The organism is Streptomyces sp. NBC_00016, assembly GCF_045040885.1.
Classification (GTDB): Bacteria; Actinomycetota; Actinomycetes; order Streptomycetales; family Streptomycetaceae; genus Streptomyces; species Streptomyces coriariae.
Map to the genome: position 1 here is coordinate 5,877,469 of NZ_CP108304.1, position 14,914 is coordinate 5,892,382.

General features: G+C 71.5%; 11 protein-coding genes. 3 read left to right on the plus strand and 8 right to left on the minus strand.

Annotation, left to right across the window (positions count from 1 at the left end):
* Positions 1 to 15: 15 nt before the first annotated feature.
* The 4 genes from OG933_RS26120 to OG933_RS26135 form a co-directional block, all read right to left on the minus strand.
* Positions 16 to 1,644: an LCP family protein gene (locus OG933_RS26120; protein WP_405629133.1), complete on the minus strand. Its 1,629-nt coding sequence runs from the start codon at positions 1,642 to 1,644 to the stop codon at positions 16 to 18.
* Positions 1,645 to 1,743: 99 nt separating this feature from the next.
* Positions 1,744 to 3,519 carry an LCP family protein gene (locus tag OG933_RS26125; RefSeq protein WP_362523862.1) on the minus strand — a complete coding sequence of 592 codons (1,776 nt, stop codon included), beginning with the start codon at positions 3,517 to 3,519 and terminating at the stop codon, positions 1,744 to 1,746.
* 241 nt (positions 3,520 to 3,760) lie between these two features.
* Entirely contained in the window at positions 3,761 to 4,948 is a 1,188-nt protein-coding gene (locus tag OG933_RS26130; RefSeq protein ID WP_362523904.1) for an LCP family protein, read from the minus strand.
* 410 nt (positions 4,949 to 5,358) lie between these two features.
* Positions 5,359 to 6,117, minus strand: a complete 759-nt coding sequence (locus OG933_RS26135; RefSeq protein ID WP_405629136.1) for a TIGR03089 family protein — start codon at positions 6,115 to 6,117, stop codon at positions 5,359 to 5,361.
* A 139-nt stretch (positions 6,118 to 6,256) separates the two neighbouring features.
* Here OG933_RS26135 and OG933_RS26140 point away from each other — a divergent pair, with 139 nt between their 5' ends.
* Both OG933_RS26140 and OG933_RS26145 read left to right on the plus strand, forming a co-directional pair.
* Positions 6,257 to 7,999 (plus strand): peptidoglycan recognition protein, encoded by a 1,743-nt coding sequence (locus OG933_RS26140; RefSeq protein ID WP_405629138.1) that lies wholly within the window; start codon positions 6,257 to 6,259, stop codon positions 7,997 to 7,999.
* A gap of 230 nt (positions 8,000 to 8,229) precedes the next feature.
* A complete protein-coding gene (locus tag OG933_RS26145) occupies positions 8,230 to 9,312 on the plus strand; it encodes a sugar phosphate nucleotidyltransferase (RefSeq protein ID WP_054244204.1) in 1,083 nt (360 codons plus the stop codon).
* A 180-nt stretch (positions 9,313 to 9,492) separates the two neighbouring features.
* Here OG933_RS26145 and OG933_RS26150 read toward each other — a convergent pair whose 3' ends face one another.
* From OG933_RS26150 to OG933_RS26165, 4 genes are all read right to left on the minus strand, one after another.
* On the minus strand, positions 9,493 to 10,497 hold the full coding sequence (locus tag OG933_RS26150) for a DNA-3-methyladenine glycosylase family protein (protein WP_405629140.1): 1,005 nt from the start codon (positions 10,495 to 10,497) through the stop codon (positions 9,493 to 9,495).
* A 262-nt stretch (positions 10,498 to 10,759) separates the two neighbouring features.
* Positions 10,760 to 12,136, minus strand: a complete 1,377-nt coding sequence (locus OG933_RS26155) for a coenzyme F420-0:L-glutamate ligase (protein WP_362523870.1) — start codon at positions 12,134 to 12,136, stop codon at positions 10,760 to 10,762.
* On the minus strand, positions 12,133 to 13,092 hold the full coding sequence (gene cofD / locus OG933_RS26160; protein ID WP_362523872.1) for a 2-phospho-L-lactate transferase: 960 nt from the start codon (positions 13,090 to 13,092) through the stop codon (positions 12,133 to 12,135). Before cofD ends, OG933_RS26155 begins: the two co-directional genes overlap by 4 nt.
* Positions 13,093 to 13,212: 120 nt before the next feature.
* Positions 13,213 to 13,758 (minus strand): cysteine dioxygenase family protein, encoded by a 546-nt coding sequence (locus OG933_RS26165; protein WP_362523874.1) that lies wholly within the window; start codon positions 13,756 to 13,758, stop codon positions 13,213 to 13,215.
* 734 nt (positions 13,759 to 14,492) lie between these two features.
* Between OG933_RS26165 and OG933_RS26170 the strand changes: the two genes are divergently transcribed.
* The gene (locus OG933_RS26170) at positions 14,493 to 14,762 is read left to right on the plus strand and encodes a WhiB family transcriptional regulator (protein WP_020128551.1); all 270 of its coding nucleotides are present in this window, start codon (positions 14,493 to 14,495) and stop codon (positions 14,760 to 14,762) included.
* The last annotated feature ends 152 nt before the right edge of the window (positions 14,763 to 14,914 follow it).

Below are 14,914 nucleotides of genomic sequence, written 5' to 3' on the forward strand. Positions count from 1 at the left end.
ACCACAGGACCCGGGCTACCAGGTGTAGTTCGGGTCCACGTGCATGCACTGGGTGGTGTCCGACGCGTTGATCGCCCCGGCCGTGTCGGGCGTCGTGTCGTCCTTCACCGGCGCCTTGTACGCCGCCCCCGAGCGCCAGTCCGCGCCCACGACGACCGTGACCCCGGAGACCTCGGTGGACTTCTTCACCTGACCCGTCGGGATACCGAGGGCCTTGGCGACCGCCTCGGCGTCGCCCTCCAGATCGGCGCTCGGGTAGCGGACCACCGTGGCGCCCACGGCCGTGGCCGCCGAGGTGTCCGCGACGGCCTCGGTGAAGCCCTTGCCCTGCAGCAGGTCCTTCACCGCCGTGGCCCGCCCGCGCACCGCCGCCAGCGTGCTCGTGGACGTCCCGTTGTGCACCTGCACCGCGATCTCGCCGGGCGCGGCGGCCGGGTCGGTGACCGTCGGAGTCGGGCTGGCGGTGGCCTTCTTGGCGTCCTTGCCGTCGAGGGCGATGTCCTCGCGCACCAGACGGAACAGCTGCTTGGCGTCGTCCGTGGGCACCACCCGGCTGCCCTGGTAGCGGTTGGGCATCGTCGTCATCGTGATGCGCTCGGTGGGCACCTTCTTCAACTCGCCCGCCAGGTCGTACATCTTCGTGATGGTGTCGAGGCCGTCGTCCACGGTGATCGCCTTCGTGGCCGCCTCGGCGAGCTTGCGCAGCTTGTTGGGATTGGTCAGCTTGGCGTTGGCGCGCAGCTCGCGGACCATCGAGTTCATGTACATGTGCTGCGCCTTGGCACGGGCCAGGTCGGTGTCGTCCTCGAAGCCGTAGCGGGTACGCAGCCACTGCAGGGCCTGCTTGCCCTTGACGGCGTGCGTGCCCTCCTCCAGCTTCAGACCGGACCCCTTGCCGGTGCTGGTGTGCGAGTAGACATTGGCGTCCACGCAGACCGGGACACCGCCGATCGCGTCCGCCATCGACACCACACCGGAGAAGTCGATCATCATGAAGTGGTCGATGTGGATGTCGGTGAGCTTCTCCCAGGTGGCCACCGTGCAGCCCGGACCGCCGCGACCGAGCGACACGTTCGTCATCTCGTCGGTGAGCGCCCCGTAGGTGGTCCCGTCGTCGGGGTCCGTGCACTTGGGGATGTCCAGCAGCGTGTCGCGCGGCATGCTCACCACCGACATGTTGCTGCGGTCCGCCGATATGTGCAGCAGCATCTGGACGTCCGCGAGCGGGGGACCGTCGAAGGTGTCCTTGGCGCCGCCGAGCTTCTGGTTCTCCGCCGTGTCACGGGCGTCCGAACCGATCAGCAGGATGTTCAGTGCCGTCTGCCCGGCCGAGTTGGCCTCCGTTTGGGCCGCCCGGTCCTTCGCGTCACCGATGTTCAGGTCGTCGCTCTTGATGTTCGCGTTCAGGTGTTCGTAGTAGAGGTATCCGGCCCCCGCGCCGCCGAGTATGACCAGCGCGAGCACCGTCGCCGACCAGCGCAACGCGCGTCGACGTCTGCGTCTGCGATCCGCGTTCCGGCCCGCACCGCGCCCGCCACCCGCTCCGCCACCCGCTCCGCCGTCCCCCTCGGACGCGGTCTCGTCCTGTTGTTCCCGCGCCGCCGGGGACACCGTGTCCTCGACCGCGGGAACCTCCCTCCGCACCCCACTGCTCCCCGCCAATTCCCCTGCCCCTCCCCGCCGTGCGCCTGACACGGGCCCGTCCCGCGTCAAGTCAGACGCACGACGGGCCCGAAGGGTTACCTACTTGGCGCACTCGACCTTGTCCGCCGTGGACTTCTGGACCGTGTCCGGCACGGTGGTCGGAGCTGTGAGCGAGACGCCCGCGCCCTTGAAGTCCTTGCCCAGCGTCAGCGTCATCGTCGGCAGACCCTGGGAGTTCTCGACGCTCTTGCCCGGCTTCAGAGCGGTACCGGGCAGCCCCATGATGGCGGCGAGCTTGCGTGCCTGGTCGGCCTGGTCGGGCGCGTACTCGAGCGTCGTCTTGCTCAGTGCCGCGGGCGCGTTGCCCGCGTTCTCGGACTTCGTCACGCCCTCATCATTCTGCAGCCAGTTAAGAGTTTCCTGTGCGCTGCCGGCCGGAGCGCCGCCGTTCATGACCTGCACCCGCACCGCGGAGGCGGCGGACTGGGTGCCCTTGAGACGGGCCGCCGCGGCCGCCGCGGCCGCGTTCTTGGACGCCGCCGCCTGCTCCTTCACCTCGGTGAAGGAGACATCATCCTTGATCATCTGGAAGACGGTGGGCGCCGTCGAGCCGTTCACGACGACCGTGGCCGCGACCTTCTCGGCCGGGTTGTCGACCACCGGCACGGTGGTGAAGGTCAGGTTCTTCACGTTGAGCTTGCCCAGCTCCAGACCCAGGTCCTTCAGCTTGTCGATGGTGTCCAGCTGGGAGTCGACGGTCAGCGCCTTCGTGCCCGCCTCCGCCAGCTTGATCATCTTGGTCGGGCTGGTGAGCGTGTCGTTCGACTTCAGCTTGCGCATCAGCGCGCTGAGGAACTGCTGCTGCAGCTCGATCCGGCTCAGGTCGCCGCCGAAGCCGACGGAGTGCCGGGTGCGCACGAAGGCCAGTGCCTGCTCGCCCTCGATGGTGTGGGTGCCCTTCGACAGCTTCAGATGCGAGTCCTCGTCGTCGATGTCCTTCGCCAGGCACACCTCGACGCCGCCGACCGCCGTGGTCAGCGTCTTGACCGCGTTGAAGTCGGCCACCATGAAATTGTCCGCCTGGATCCCGGTCAGCTCGGTGACCGTGCGCACGGTGCAGCTCGGCGTGCGGTTGTCCTGCCCGAGGCTGGTGTTGAAGCGGACGTTGTCCGTGCCCTTGATGACCTTGGTGGAGCCGTCCTCCTGCTTGGTCTCGCAGTCCGGGACGTCCACGATCAGGTCGCGCGGGATGCTGAGCGCGGTCGCGTTCGTCCGGTCCTTGGAGACGTGCAGCAGGATCGTGGTGTCCGCATGGCCCACGCTGCCGGAGTCGCCGTAGCCCTCGTTGCCCGAACCGGTGCGCTTGTCGGTGCCGATCACCAGCAGGTTGATGGCCTTGTCCTTGCTGAAGCCACCGGTGCTCGCGCCGTCGTCGGAGACGGAGGTGATGTTGTCGTTGAGGTGCTCGAGATAGAGATAGGCCGCACCGGCCGTACCCACCAGGACGAAGGCCATGATCCCGCCGGTCCACAGCAGTATCTTCTTCGCCTTCGACTTCTTCTTCACCGGCCGGCGGCCACGCCGGTTCGCCGCCGGTTCCTCCGGCGCTGCGCCCCGGCGACGGCGCGGCGACGGCACCTCCGGGTCCGGCGTCTCCTCGGGCGACGACGACTCCCGGCCCTGCGCCGCCGTACGGCCGCGCGCCGGACCTCCTCCGCCGCCGGTCCGACCGGAGTCGGATCTACGAGGCCCCGGCACCGCCGATTGCGGTGCGGAAGGAGTCAGTCGCAGTTCGTATTCGCCGGTGTTCGGATTGAGTACCCACTGGTCTGCGGGGTCGATGTTGTCCGCCCGCCCACGGCCTTGCGCGTCCACGGTTGTCCGAATCCTCCGTCGGGGCCACGCGGCGCCTTTCCCCCTCAAGGCGCTCGGGTCTCGGTCACTCGGTGCGCGACCCCAGGAAGACCTCGTGGCCGGGGGCACCGGATCGCTCACACTAGCCGCCAGGTTCGGCGGCGAGCGACGGCCGTGACAAATTCCACGCCCCTACAAGCGGGCAATCCGCCCTATTTCTTTGAACTTGTGTTCGCCGCAAGAGGTCGGCTTGGCAAGCGCTTTACCCGCAGCCGTCCTCGGCGGCGGTGTTGCCGCGGAACGTGGGAGCGGGCGGAGTGGGCGAAACCGCCCCGGAAGCCGCAGGTCCCGGTGCCCGGAATGCGAACGGACCGTAGTCGCCCGACTCCGCGGGGGCGGGGTTCGTGGGAATTTCCTGAGAAACCACCACCGGCCCGTCCGTTCGCAGCCGTTCGAAGAGTTTCTCCGCCTCCGGCTCCACAAGTTGGTCGCGATTGGTGTTGTAGACGTACGACTCCCGCGGAACGGTCAGGAATTGCACATGTTCGGTGGGAATGTCCCGCAGGCCGCGCACGAGGTCGTACAGTCCGCGCAGACTCGCCAGATCCGGGTCGGTGGTGAGCGAGGACGTGGCCGCGTCCAGCAGTGGATACAGCTTCGCCGGGTTCAGCAGGACGTCATTGCTCTGCACCTTGTTGACGAGCGCCCCGAGGAACCGCTGCTGCCGGTCCATCCGGTCGGTGTCACTGCCGTTCCCGAGGGATTTACGGGCCCGCACGTACCCGAGCGCCTGCTCCCCGTCGAGCGTGACCCTCCCGGCGGGCAGCCGCAGCTTGGCGGCCTTGTCGTCGATCGGCTGCTTCAGGCACACCTCGACCCCGTCCACGGCGTCGACCATGTCCTTGAACCCGGCGAAGTCGACGACCACGTGATGATCGATCCGCACGCCCGTCAGCTTCTCCACCGTCCGGATCGTGCAGGCCGAACCCCCGCTCTGGAACGCGTAGTTGAACATCGCGAACATCGGCTCGGTCCGCTTCCCGTCCGGCCGCAGACAGCCCGGCACGTCCACCATCAGATCGCGCGGGACGGAGACGGCGGTGGCGCTGCGCCGGCCGGCCGCCAGATGCAGCAGGATCGTCGTGTCCGACCGTTCGGTCCCGGAGTCCCGCCCGTACTTCCGGTTCCCGTCCCCCGACCGCGAATCGGACCCTATGAGCAGGATGTTCTGCGCGTCCTTCACCAGCGAGGTCGGCCGCTCCCGCGCATACCGCGCGAGTTCCGCCGCGGCCGCGTCGTCGGGCGTGATGTTCCCGTCCAGCTTCGCGTAGACGACCCACCCCGCGACCCCGACCCCCAGGACGGCCACCCCCGCGGCCCCCGCCCCGTACCGCACCCACCGCCGCCGGCGTCGCCGTATGAGCCCCCGCCCGTCGGCGGACGCCCCCACCCCCGGCCCCAGGGGCCCACCGGAACCCGCCGCTTCCCTCACGTCCGATCCACCCCTCCCGCCTCCGGACCAGCTTCGGCCGTACGAGCGTGTAGAGCTGTCCCTACGACGATGCCGCGAAGCAGGCCGCGAGGGGGGACGGGGGTGAGCCGAACGGGTGAGGCGGACGGGGGGCCGCCTTGTGGGCGGGGGTGTGGGAAATCAGCCCGTACGGCGGCGGGGGTGCGTGAGGCGGCCTGTCCGGCGGCGAGTGGGCAGGGGCCGCCTTGTGGGCTGGGGTGCGGGAAAATCAGCCCGTCCGGCGTTTGAGGACGAGGCCGCTTCAGGGCCGAAGCGGGGGCCTGGGGGCGGCAGCCCCCAGCAACGCCGACGTCGACGCCGAGCACCGACCCTCCCGCCCGCCCGGAGAGCTACCGCGCGGTCGAAGTCACCCGCTCACTCTCCACCCGCCGAGCCACAGTCTCCTCGCCGGCCTCCGCAAGGTTCACGCACAGCACCACGGACCCCCCGCTCGCCAGCGGCGCGTACAGCCCGGCGCTCAGTCCCTCCCACGTGTCGTACGCCAGCCCCGACAGCAGCCGGGAACCGGGCCCCGTCAGCCCCAGCCCCGACGCCTCCGCCCGCGCCCGCTCCACGACCTCGGCCCCGGTGTACTCGGCCCCGGCCACGATCAGCGCGGGCTCCTCGGGGTCGACGGGGGCGTACGGCGCGAAACGGTCCCCGAAGGTCGGGACGTTCACGGCGTAGTCGTCGTACCCCTCGGGCGGGCCCGGCACGAACCGCCGCCCGAGCGGCGCCAGCGACAGCGCGTACCGCTCGCCCCGGCAGGCCAGCCCCGCCTCGAACGAACCGGGCCCGGCGACGACGAAGTCCGCCCGCGCCGGATCCCCGGCGACGTCCGCGACGACGCCCACCGACGAACACGCCAGCAGCCACACCGCCGTCTGCCAGTGCGCGGGCAGCAGCAGCGCGACCCGGTCGCCGGGCTCGGCGGACAGCCCGTCCTGGAGGAGGTTGGCGGTTTTGGCCACCCAGTTGGCGAAGGTGGCCACGGACAATTCGACCCGCTCGCCCGTGGCGTCGTCGTAGAAGGTCACCAAGGGGCGCGCGGGGTCCGCGGCCAGCGCGGAACGCAGCAGGTCGGCCGGGGTGCGATCGGTGGCAGTCACCCGCGCAAGCGTACGCGCCGCCCCGGGCGCCGTACCGGCCACCGGGCCCTCCCGGAGCCACCGGTTCGGCCGAACGCACCCGACGGCCCGTCAATTCCCCGATGGACAGAAATGTATGGATATGTCCAGGATCGTTGGCATGCGCGGATTGCTTGCTACCTCGATCGGTGTCACCTGCGCGGCGGCACTCGCCCTCCCGCTGACGCCGCCCGCCAGCGCGGCGACGGCGCGACCGGCGTCGGCCGCGGAGGCGGCGCCCAGCGGGACGGCCAGGGCCACGAGCCCCGACGCCCCCGTCACCTCATCCCTCTCCGACCCATCCCTCTCCGACCACCCGGCTCACCCGGCTCACCCAGCTCTTCCCGACCTGCCGGACCTGCCGGACCTGCCCGACGTGCCTGCTCTTCCCGACCTCCCGGGCAGTACCCAGTCGCTGCCCCTCACCCCTCTCGCCCGCGACCGGGCACTCGGCGGCGCCGCCACCGACCAGGGCCTGCCCCGCCGGGACGTACGCCACTTCTCCCTCCTCGGCGTCGTCTGGGACGACCCGGCCGCCGAACTCCACGGCCGCGTCCAGGTCCGTACCCGCACCTCCGACACCGGCGCCTGGTCCGGCTGGCAGGACGTCGAGACCCACAACGCCGACCACGGCGCCGACCCCGGCACACCCGAGAGCGCCTCGGGCCGGGTCCGCGGCGCCACGGCCCCGCTGTGGGTCGGTGACTCCGACGGCGTCGAGATCCGAGTCCATCCGGACACCGAACGCCGTACGGAGGAGGCGGCGACCGCCGCCCTGCTCCCCTCCGGCCTGCGCCTGGAACTCGTCGACCCTGGCTCGGCACCCCCCGAGCACGTCCCCGCGGGCCCCCCGCGCAGCCGGACACTGACCACCGGGTCCGGCCCGGCGGGCACCCCGGAAGCAATGGACCCGCCCGGCGCGGCAACCGAGAAGACCGCCGAGACCGCCGAGACCGCCGAGACCGCGACGGCGGCCGAGACCGCCGAGACCGCGACGGCGGCCGAGGCGGGCGAGGGAGTCGAACCCGGCGAAGGGGCCGAGGCGGGCGAAGGGTCCGAAGGGGCCGAGGGGGCCGAGCCCGCAGCCATGACCGCCATGACCGCCATGACCGCCGAGGTGACCGCGGCGTCCGCCGCCAACGCCCCCCTCGCCCCGCTCGGCGCCACGCGGATCCCCGCCCTGGACCGGCTGGGCACCGAACGCGAACTCCTCGCCCTGCGCGGGGCCGAGTTGACGCCGGCCCAGCGGGCGAAGCCGTACATCGGCCCGCGGCCGAGCATCGTCACGCGTCGCGGCTGGGGCGCCGACGAGAAGCTGCGCGAGAAGAGGTTCGTCTACACGACGAAGGTCAAGGCCGCGTTCGTGCACCACACGGCTTCGGGCAACAGCTACGAGTGCTCACAGGCCCCGTCCGTCATCCGTGGTATCTACCGCTACCACGTCAGGAGCATGGGCTGGCGCGACATCGGCTACAACTTCCTCGTCGACAAGTGCGGGAAGATCTACGAGGGTCGCGCCGGGGGAGTGGCGAAGCCGGTCCTCGGCGCCCACACCCTCGGTTTCAACACCAACAGCATGGGGATCGCCGTCCTCGGCACCTTCACCTCCGCCAAGCCGACGACCGCCACGGTCAACGCCGTCGCGGGTCTGACGGCATGGAAACTCGGCCTCTACGGGGCGAATCCGAAGGGAAAGACATACCTGAAGTCCGGGGGTGGCAATCTCTACGGAAAGGGAAAGAACGTACGACTGAATGTGATCTCGGGTCACCGGGACGGGTTCGCCACGGAATGCCCAGGCAGGCAGCTCTACGGCAAGCTCGGCTCGGCCCGCTCCACCGCGGCGCGCTTCCAGGGGCGCTGAGGCGGGCGATCCGGTTCGGGAGCCCCGGGGCCTGGGGAGGCCCCGGAGGCCGCACGCCCCCGGACGGCCGGAGCGCACATCCAGATGGGGGCTCATTCAGCTCGTCGGGGGGACAGTCTCCTGGGACTGGGACGGAACACCAACGGCCTGGAAGTCGCCACACAACGGTCTGCATACACTGGCCGGTCGAATGACGGTTCGACCGGTCCCGGCAGGAAGCAGAGACGACGGTGACAGAAGCGATCCTCCTGGTCGGCGGCAAGGGCACCCGGCTGCGCCCACTCACGGTGCACACGCCCAAACCCATGGTCAGGGCGGCGGGGGTGCCGTTCCTCACGCATCAACTGGCGCGGGCGAGAGCGGCGGGCGTGGACCACATCGTCCTGGCGACGAGCTATCTGGCGGAGGTCTTCGAACCGTACTTCGGCGACGGCTCGGCACTGGGCCTGCACATCGAGTACGTGACGGAGGACGAACCGCTCGGCACGGGCGGCGCGATCCGCAACGTGGCGTCCCGACTGCACTCCGGCCCCGACGACCCGGTCCTGATCTTCAACGGCGACATCCTCACCGGCCTGGACATCAGAAGGCTGGTGGCCACCCACGAGGCGACGGCGGCGGACGTCTCGCTGCACCTGACGAAGGTGACCGACCCGAGGGCCTACGGCCTGGTCCCCACCGACGAGACGGGCAGGGTCCTGGCGTTCCTGGAGAAGCCGCAGACCCCGGAGGAGATCGTCACCGACCAGATCAACGCGGGGGCGTACGTCTTCCGCCGCTCGGTCATCGACACGATCCCGCAGGGCCGCCCGGTGTCGGTGGAGCGCGAGACGTTCCCCGACCTCCTCTCGGCCGGAGCCCATCTGCAGGGCATGGTCGACTCGACGTACTGGCTGGACCTGGGCACCCCGGCGGCCTTCGTCCGGGGCTCGGCGGACCTGGTCCTCGGCCGGGCCCCGTCCCCCGCGGTCCCCGGCCGCTGCGGCGACCGCCTGGTCCTGCCGACGGCCAGGGTCGCCCCCGACGCGAAGCTGACGGGCGGCACGGTGGTGGGCGAGGGCGCCTTCGTGGCGGAGGGCGCGAGGGTCTTCGGGTCGACGATCCTGCCCGGCGCCGTCATCGAACCGGGCGCCGTCATCACCGACTCCCTCATCGGCACCCGGGCCCGCGTGGGCGAGCGTTCCGTGCTCACCGGCACGGTCATCGGCGACGGCGCGGTCGTCGGCCCCGACAACGAACTCCGCGACGGCGCGCGGGTGTGGTGCGACGCGAGAATCCCGGCGGGCGCGGTCCGCTTCTCGTCGGATCAGTAGGGCGAGGCCCCCGCGACCGGCGGGATGGAGTCTTTCGGCCCGTCCGGCGTTTGAGGACGAGGCCGTCCAGGCCGATCCGGGGGACCGGGGGGCAGAGCCCCCTTGCGAGGAGGGGAACGGGTGGGGGCGGCGGGGGCGAAACACCCCCTCGCCCCGGCCCTCACGGAGAGCGGCGACCCCTCACCACTTCCCGATGTCCCCCCGGGGCATCTTCGGCGCCCGCCGAGGCGGCACCCGCCCACTCAGCAAGATCAACCGAGCCGCCCGGTGCCGCTGCCCCGCATACGGCTCCAGCAACTCCAGCATCACGGAGTCATCGGCTTCCCGGTCCCCCGCCAACGCCCACCCCACGATCCCCGGCAGATGCAGATCCCCCACGGTCACCGCATCCGCCGCCCCATGACTGCGCTGCACGGTCTCCGCGGACGTCCACGGCCCGATCCCCGGCACGACCTCCAGCCGAGCCTGCGCCTCGGCCGGAGCCATCCGCACCGCCTCCTCCATCCGCGCGGCGACCCGAACGGCCCGCAGAATCGTCGACGCCCGCTTGTTGTCGACGCCCGCCCGATGCCACTCCCAGGACGGGATCAGCGCCCACGTCCGGGGCGCCGGCATCACCCAGAGCCGCCCGTCCGCCGCGGGCCCCGGCGCCGGCTCCCCGAACTTGCGCACCAGCAGGCGCCACGCCCGGTACGCCTCGTCGGTGGTCACCTTCTGCTCCAGCACGGAGGGGATCAACGACTCCAGCACCAGCCCGGTCCGCGTCAGCCTGAGGCCCGGCCGCCGATGCTGGGCCGTCGCCACCACGCGGTGCCGGGGCACGAACGCCTCCGGCGCGTCCGACGCCCCGAGCAGCTCCGGCAACCGGTCCAACAGCCACTCCGCGCCCGGCCCCCACGCCTCCCCGCGCACCGCGCCGCCGGCCGCGGCGACGCGCAGCGTCCCCGGCCCGGCGGGGGTGAGGCTGGCCCGCCACACCGACCCGTCCGGCGTCGCGCGGAACGTCGGATCACCCGGTCCGCGCCGGAGGGGCCCGAGGACCAGACCGAGATCGATCGGCCCCTCCGGCACCCAGCTGCGCACCCGCCCGGCCGCCGAGGCCTGCCGAGGCACCCCGACGGGCACGCCGACATGCCCACCGCGCACGGTCGTACGGGTGGGCCGGGGAGAGAACCGTCCTGACACGAAAAGTCCCGGGTAGAGGAAGAGAGAGGTGCTACGAGAGTAGGCGCACCCACGCACAGGCCACCGCACGACGCCCAAAACGGCACCACGCGGGCCACCGCGACGCGGATACCGACATCACGCGGGCCGCCGCACGACACTCATGCCGGCGCCCCGCAGGTCACCGCCCCGCGCACCACACCGCCCGGCGCGGATCACCGCCCAGTGCGGATCACCGCCCGGCGCGGATCACCGCGCACCCCACCCCACCGAGCGGCACGCCTCACCGCACCTCGACAAAGTCCCCGACCTCGCGCTCGCCACGGGCCCGGGGCTCCTCCGCCGCGTGACCGACCGCCACCGCCCCCATCGGGTCCCAGTTCTCCGGCAGCTCCAGCACCTCCCGCACCACGTCCCGGCAGAACATCGTCGACGACACCCACGCGGACCCCAGCCGCTCCCCGGCCAGCGCGACCAGGAAGTTCTGTACGCCCGCCCCGGTGGCGACCACGAACATCTCCCGCTCGGCCGCGTCCCGCCGCGCGTCGCCGTAGGTGTGCGACCCGTCCATCACCAGACACGGCACCACCAGATAGGGCGCGTTGCGCAGGACGTCGCCCCGCCGCACCCGCTTGGCGACGGACTCCTCGGACTTCCCGTCCCGCCGCAGATCCGCGATCCACGCGTCCCGCATGGCGTCCAGCAGCCGAACCCTCGACTCCGCCGACTCCAGCAGCACGAACCGCCACGGCGTCGTGTGATGCGGCGCCGGCGCCGTGACAGCCGCCGCCACCGCCCGCCGTACCGCCCCGGGATCGACCGGTTCGTCGGTGAAGGACCGCACCGTCCGCCGCTGGGTGACCGCCAGCCGCACCGCCTCGGACGTCCCGAGCCGGAACATGTCGTCGCGGGCACCGCGCACCATGACCCGCGCCCCGGTGAGCCCACCCCCGTCCGCCCCGTCCGCCCCGGCGCCTCCGTCGGCTCGGGCGTTCTCGGTGTTCTCGGTGTTCTCGGCCACGACGACGTGACCCAGCCCCCGCACCACGGCCACGGGCAGCCCGGCGGCCTTCCCCTTCACGAGATCCCCGGCGCCGGCCAGCTCGTCCGCCGTGGCGACGACCGTCGCGCTCAGCGGATTGCCGTACGCGTCCGTGCCCCCGCGCAGGTCGTCCAGCACCCGCACCCCGGCGGCGCCGATCGCCACATCCGTCAGCCCGGCGCGCCAGGGCCGTCCGAAGGTGTCGGTGACGACGACCCCGACGTCCACACCGAGCGCGTCCCGCAGCCCCGCCCGGATCGCCCGCGCCGACGCGTCCGGGTCCTCGGGCAGCAACAGCACAGTCCCCGCAGGGGTGTTGGAGGCGTCGACACCGGCGGCGGCCATGATCAGCCCCTGCCGGTTCTCGACGATCCGCAGCGCCCCGCGCCGGGCCACGACCCGTACGGTCTCGGCGTCGATCGCGGCCTCCCGGTCGTCCGCCCGGACGATCCGCCCCTCCGCCTTGGAGACGATCTTCGAGGTGACGAGCAGGACGTCACCGTCGGCCAGGCCGGGCTCGGCGGCCGCGATCAGCTTCGCGAGGTCGTCCCCGGGCCGCACCTCGGGCAGCCCGTCCACGGCCCAGACCCGGTAACCGGTGTCGAAGGAACCGCTCATGCCCCGCGCACCTCCTCGGCCAGCGTCAGCGCCTCCCGGGCCATCCGCGCGGTCGCGTCGAGGTCGCTCATCATCAGCGGGACGGCCCGGCAGCGGATGCCGGCCGCCTCCACCCGCTCCACGGAGCCCGCGTCCACGGTGTCGACGAGCCAGCCGTCCAGGAGACCCGAGCCGTAGTGCTCGGCCACCGCCGCGGCCGTCGACTCCACGCCGACCGCCGCGAGCACCTTGTCGGCCATGCCGCGCACGGGCGCGTCCCCGACGATGGGGGACAGGCCCACCACCGGTACCCCGGCCTCGGCGATCGCCTCGCGGATGCCCGGCACGGCGAGGATCGTGCCGACCGAGACGATCGGGTTGGACGGCGGGAAGAGGATCACGTCCGCCGCCGCGATGGCCTCCAGCACCCCCGGCGCCGGCTTCGCCTGCTCGGCGCCGACCGGCACGACCGCCTCCGCCGGCACCGACGCCCGCAGCCGCACCCAGTACTCCTGGAAGTGCACGGCCTTGCGCTCGCCGTCCGCCTCGACCGCGACATGGGTCTCCACCCGGTCGTCGGTCATCGGGATGAGCCGGACGCCCGGCTGCCACCGGTCGCAGAGCGCCTCGGTCACGGCGCTGAGCGGGTACCCGGCGCCGATCATCTGCGTCCGCACGATGTGTGTGGCGAAGTCCCGGTCGCCCAGCCCGAACCACCCGGGCCCGGCGCCGTACGCGGCGAGCTCCTCCTTCAGGTGGAAGGTCTCGTCGGCCCGCCCCCAGCCCTGCTCCTCGTTGATGCCGCCGCCGAGCGTGTACATCACCGTGTCGAGGTCGGGACAGACCTTCAGCCCGAAGAGGTGGATGTCGTCGCCGGTGTTGCCGATGACCGTGATGTCCGCGTCCGGCACGGCCTGCTTCAGACCGCGCAGGAACCGGGCACCGCCGATGCCGCCTGCCAGAACCACAATGCGCATGAGGGCAAGTCTCGCAGGCGGCCACGACAGCCCGTCGGCCGGTTGTGGACAACCACCCGCCTGTGGATATCCCGTCCACCCGTACGTGCCGACGGCGGACGGCGTCCGCTCACGAGCGGATCACGAGCTGACGGCGTCCACCTGTTCGTACGGGTCGAGCGCCGCGCAGGCGATGGGGGACCTCCCGGCCGGGTGCAGCCGGGACCGGGGATGCATGGGCATGTCCGTCAGCCCCGGGAAGTACACGTGCAGGCTCACCGCGGGCTCCAGCGCGTCGTTGACGACCTCGTGCGCGTACCCCGGCGCGAACACCCGCTGCACGCCCGCCCCCAGTACCCGCTTGCCGCGCTCAGTGCGCTCGGTCAGCTCGCCGTCCAGGACGGTGAGCACACCGGAGGAGCCGCCGTGGTCGTGCAGCCCGCTGCCCTGGCCGGGCACCCAGGACAGCAGCCACACCTCGTAGCCGGGGCCGGTGCGCAGCCGGTGGTACCAGCGGGTCGTCGCGTCGTACCGGACCAGGTGCTCCCACTGGGCACGGTCCGCGGCGATCGATCGGGCCAGGCCGACGAACTCGGCGACGGTGGCCGGGTGCTCGCGCGGTGCCTGGAGGAGGTGCGGGACTTCGAGGATGTCGCCCGCGATCTGGAGGTCGCTGTCGCTGTTCATGGGATGCGGTGGTTCCTCGGCGGAAGAGGCGGAAGAGTGGGGGGCCTGCTGGGTGTCGCGTACCGTCCGCCCGGATCACGGGTGGAGCAGGAGCGCCCTGGTGTGGGCCGACGGGAAACAGCAGCCGAGTCGCGGTGGACTCAGGAGGAGCAGCCGGAGCGCGTTGGGCTCAACAGCTGGAACGACGACAACAGCTACAGCGAGCGCGGGCAGCACCGTGGGACCCGGCGGAGCCGGTCGAGGTGAGTGCCAAGTTCGCGAGCATGCCCATAAGGACAGCGGTTCACACCTTCACTGTCAACTCGACGCCCGGTATGTGGGACAGGGTTCACCTCATCCGGTCCATCTGCGAGGTGAAAGGTTTGTGCACACGTCCTTCGGGACACATGGCGCACAAGCCGGGCGCGCAAGCCTCGTGGCGATCCCGTGATCCGACTGTGATCTGGTTCGCTTCCGCGCGCGTGCCGCAACGGGATCGCACCTTTGGGCGTCCTTCCCCGTACAAGCGCTGTGCGGGGCCGGTGGCCCTCCGGGGCTACATCTGCTTGTCAAGGTTTATGGCGATTTGAACACTTACCGCATGGCCTTGGTTCCGCAGAGTGAATAAGGGGCCCAATAGCAGATCTCGGCTTGACTCGCCCGGAGCAGCACACTTGTAATTTCACTCGTGTCGTTCAGCCGATATCGGTAACGGCCAGGTCACGGGGACGCGAAAGACAGAGCGAGGGGCGCACATGACCGAGCTGGTGCAGCAACTGCTGGTCGACGTCGACGACGCGGACGAGGAACTCGGCTGGCAGGAGCGCGCGCTGTGCGCCCAGACCGATCCCGAGTCCTTCTTCCCCGAGAAGGGCGGCTCCACCCGCGAGGCGAAGAAGGTCTGCCTCGCCTGCGAGGTCCGCTCCGAATGCCTTGAGTACGCCCTCGCCAACGACGAGCGCTTCGGCATCTGGGGCGGCCTGTCCGAGCGGGAGCGCCGCCGGCTGAAGAAGGCGGCGGTCTGAGAATCGCCCGGTTCGACAGCACAAGGGCGTCACGACATCGCGGTACGCAGAGAAAAAGGGTCCGAACGGCCCGTCGCACGTGGGTTGTCCACAGGCGGCGGGCCGTCGTCCTGCCCAGCCGCTAGTGTGGGCGCTCGTCCGAGACACCCGGC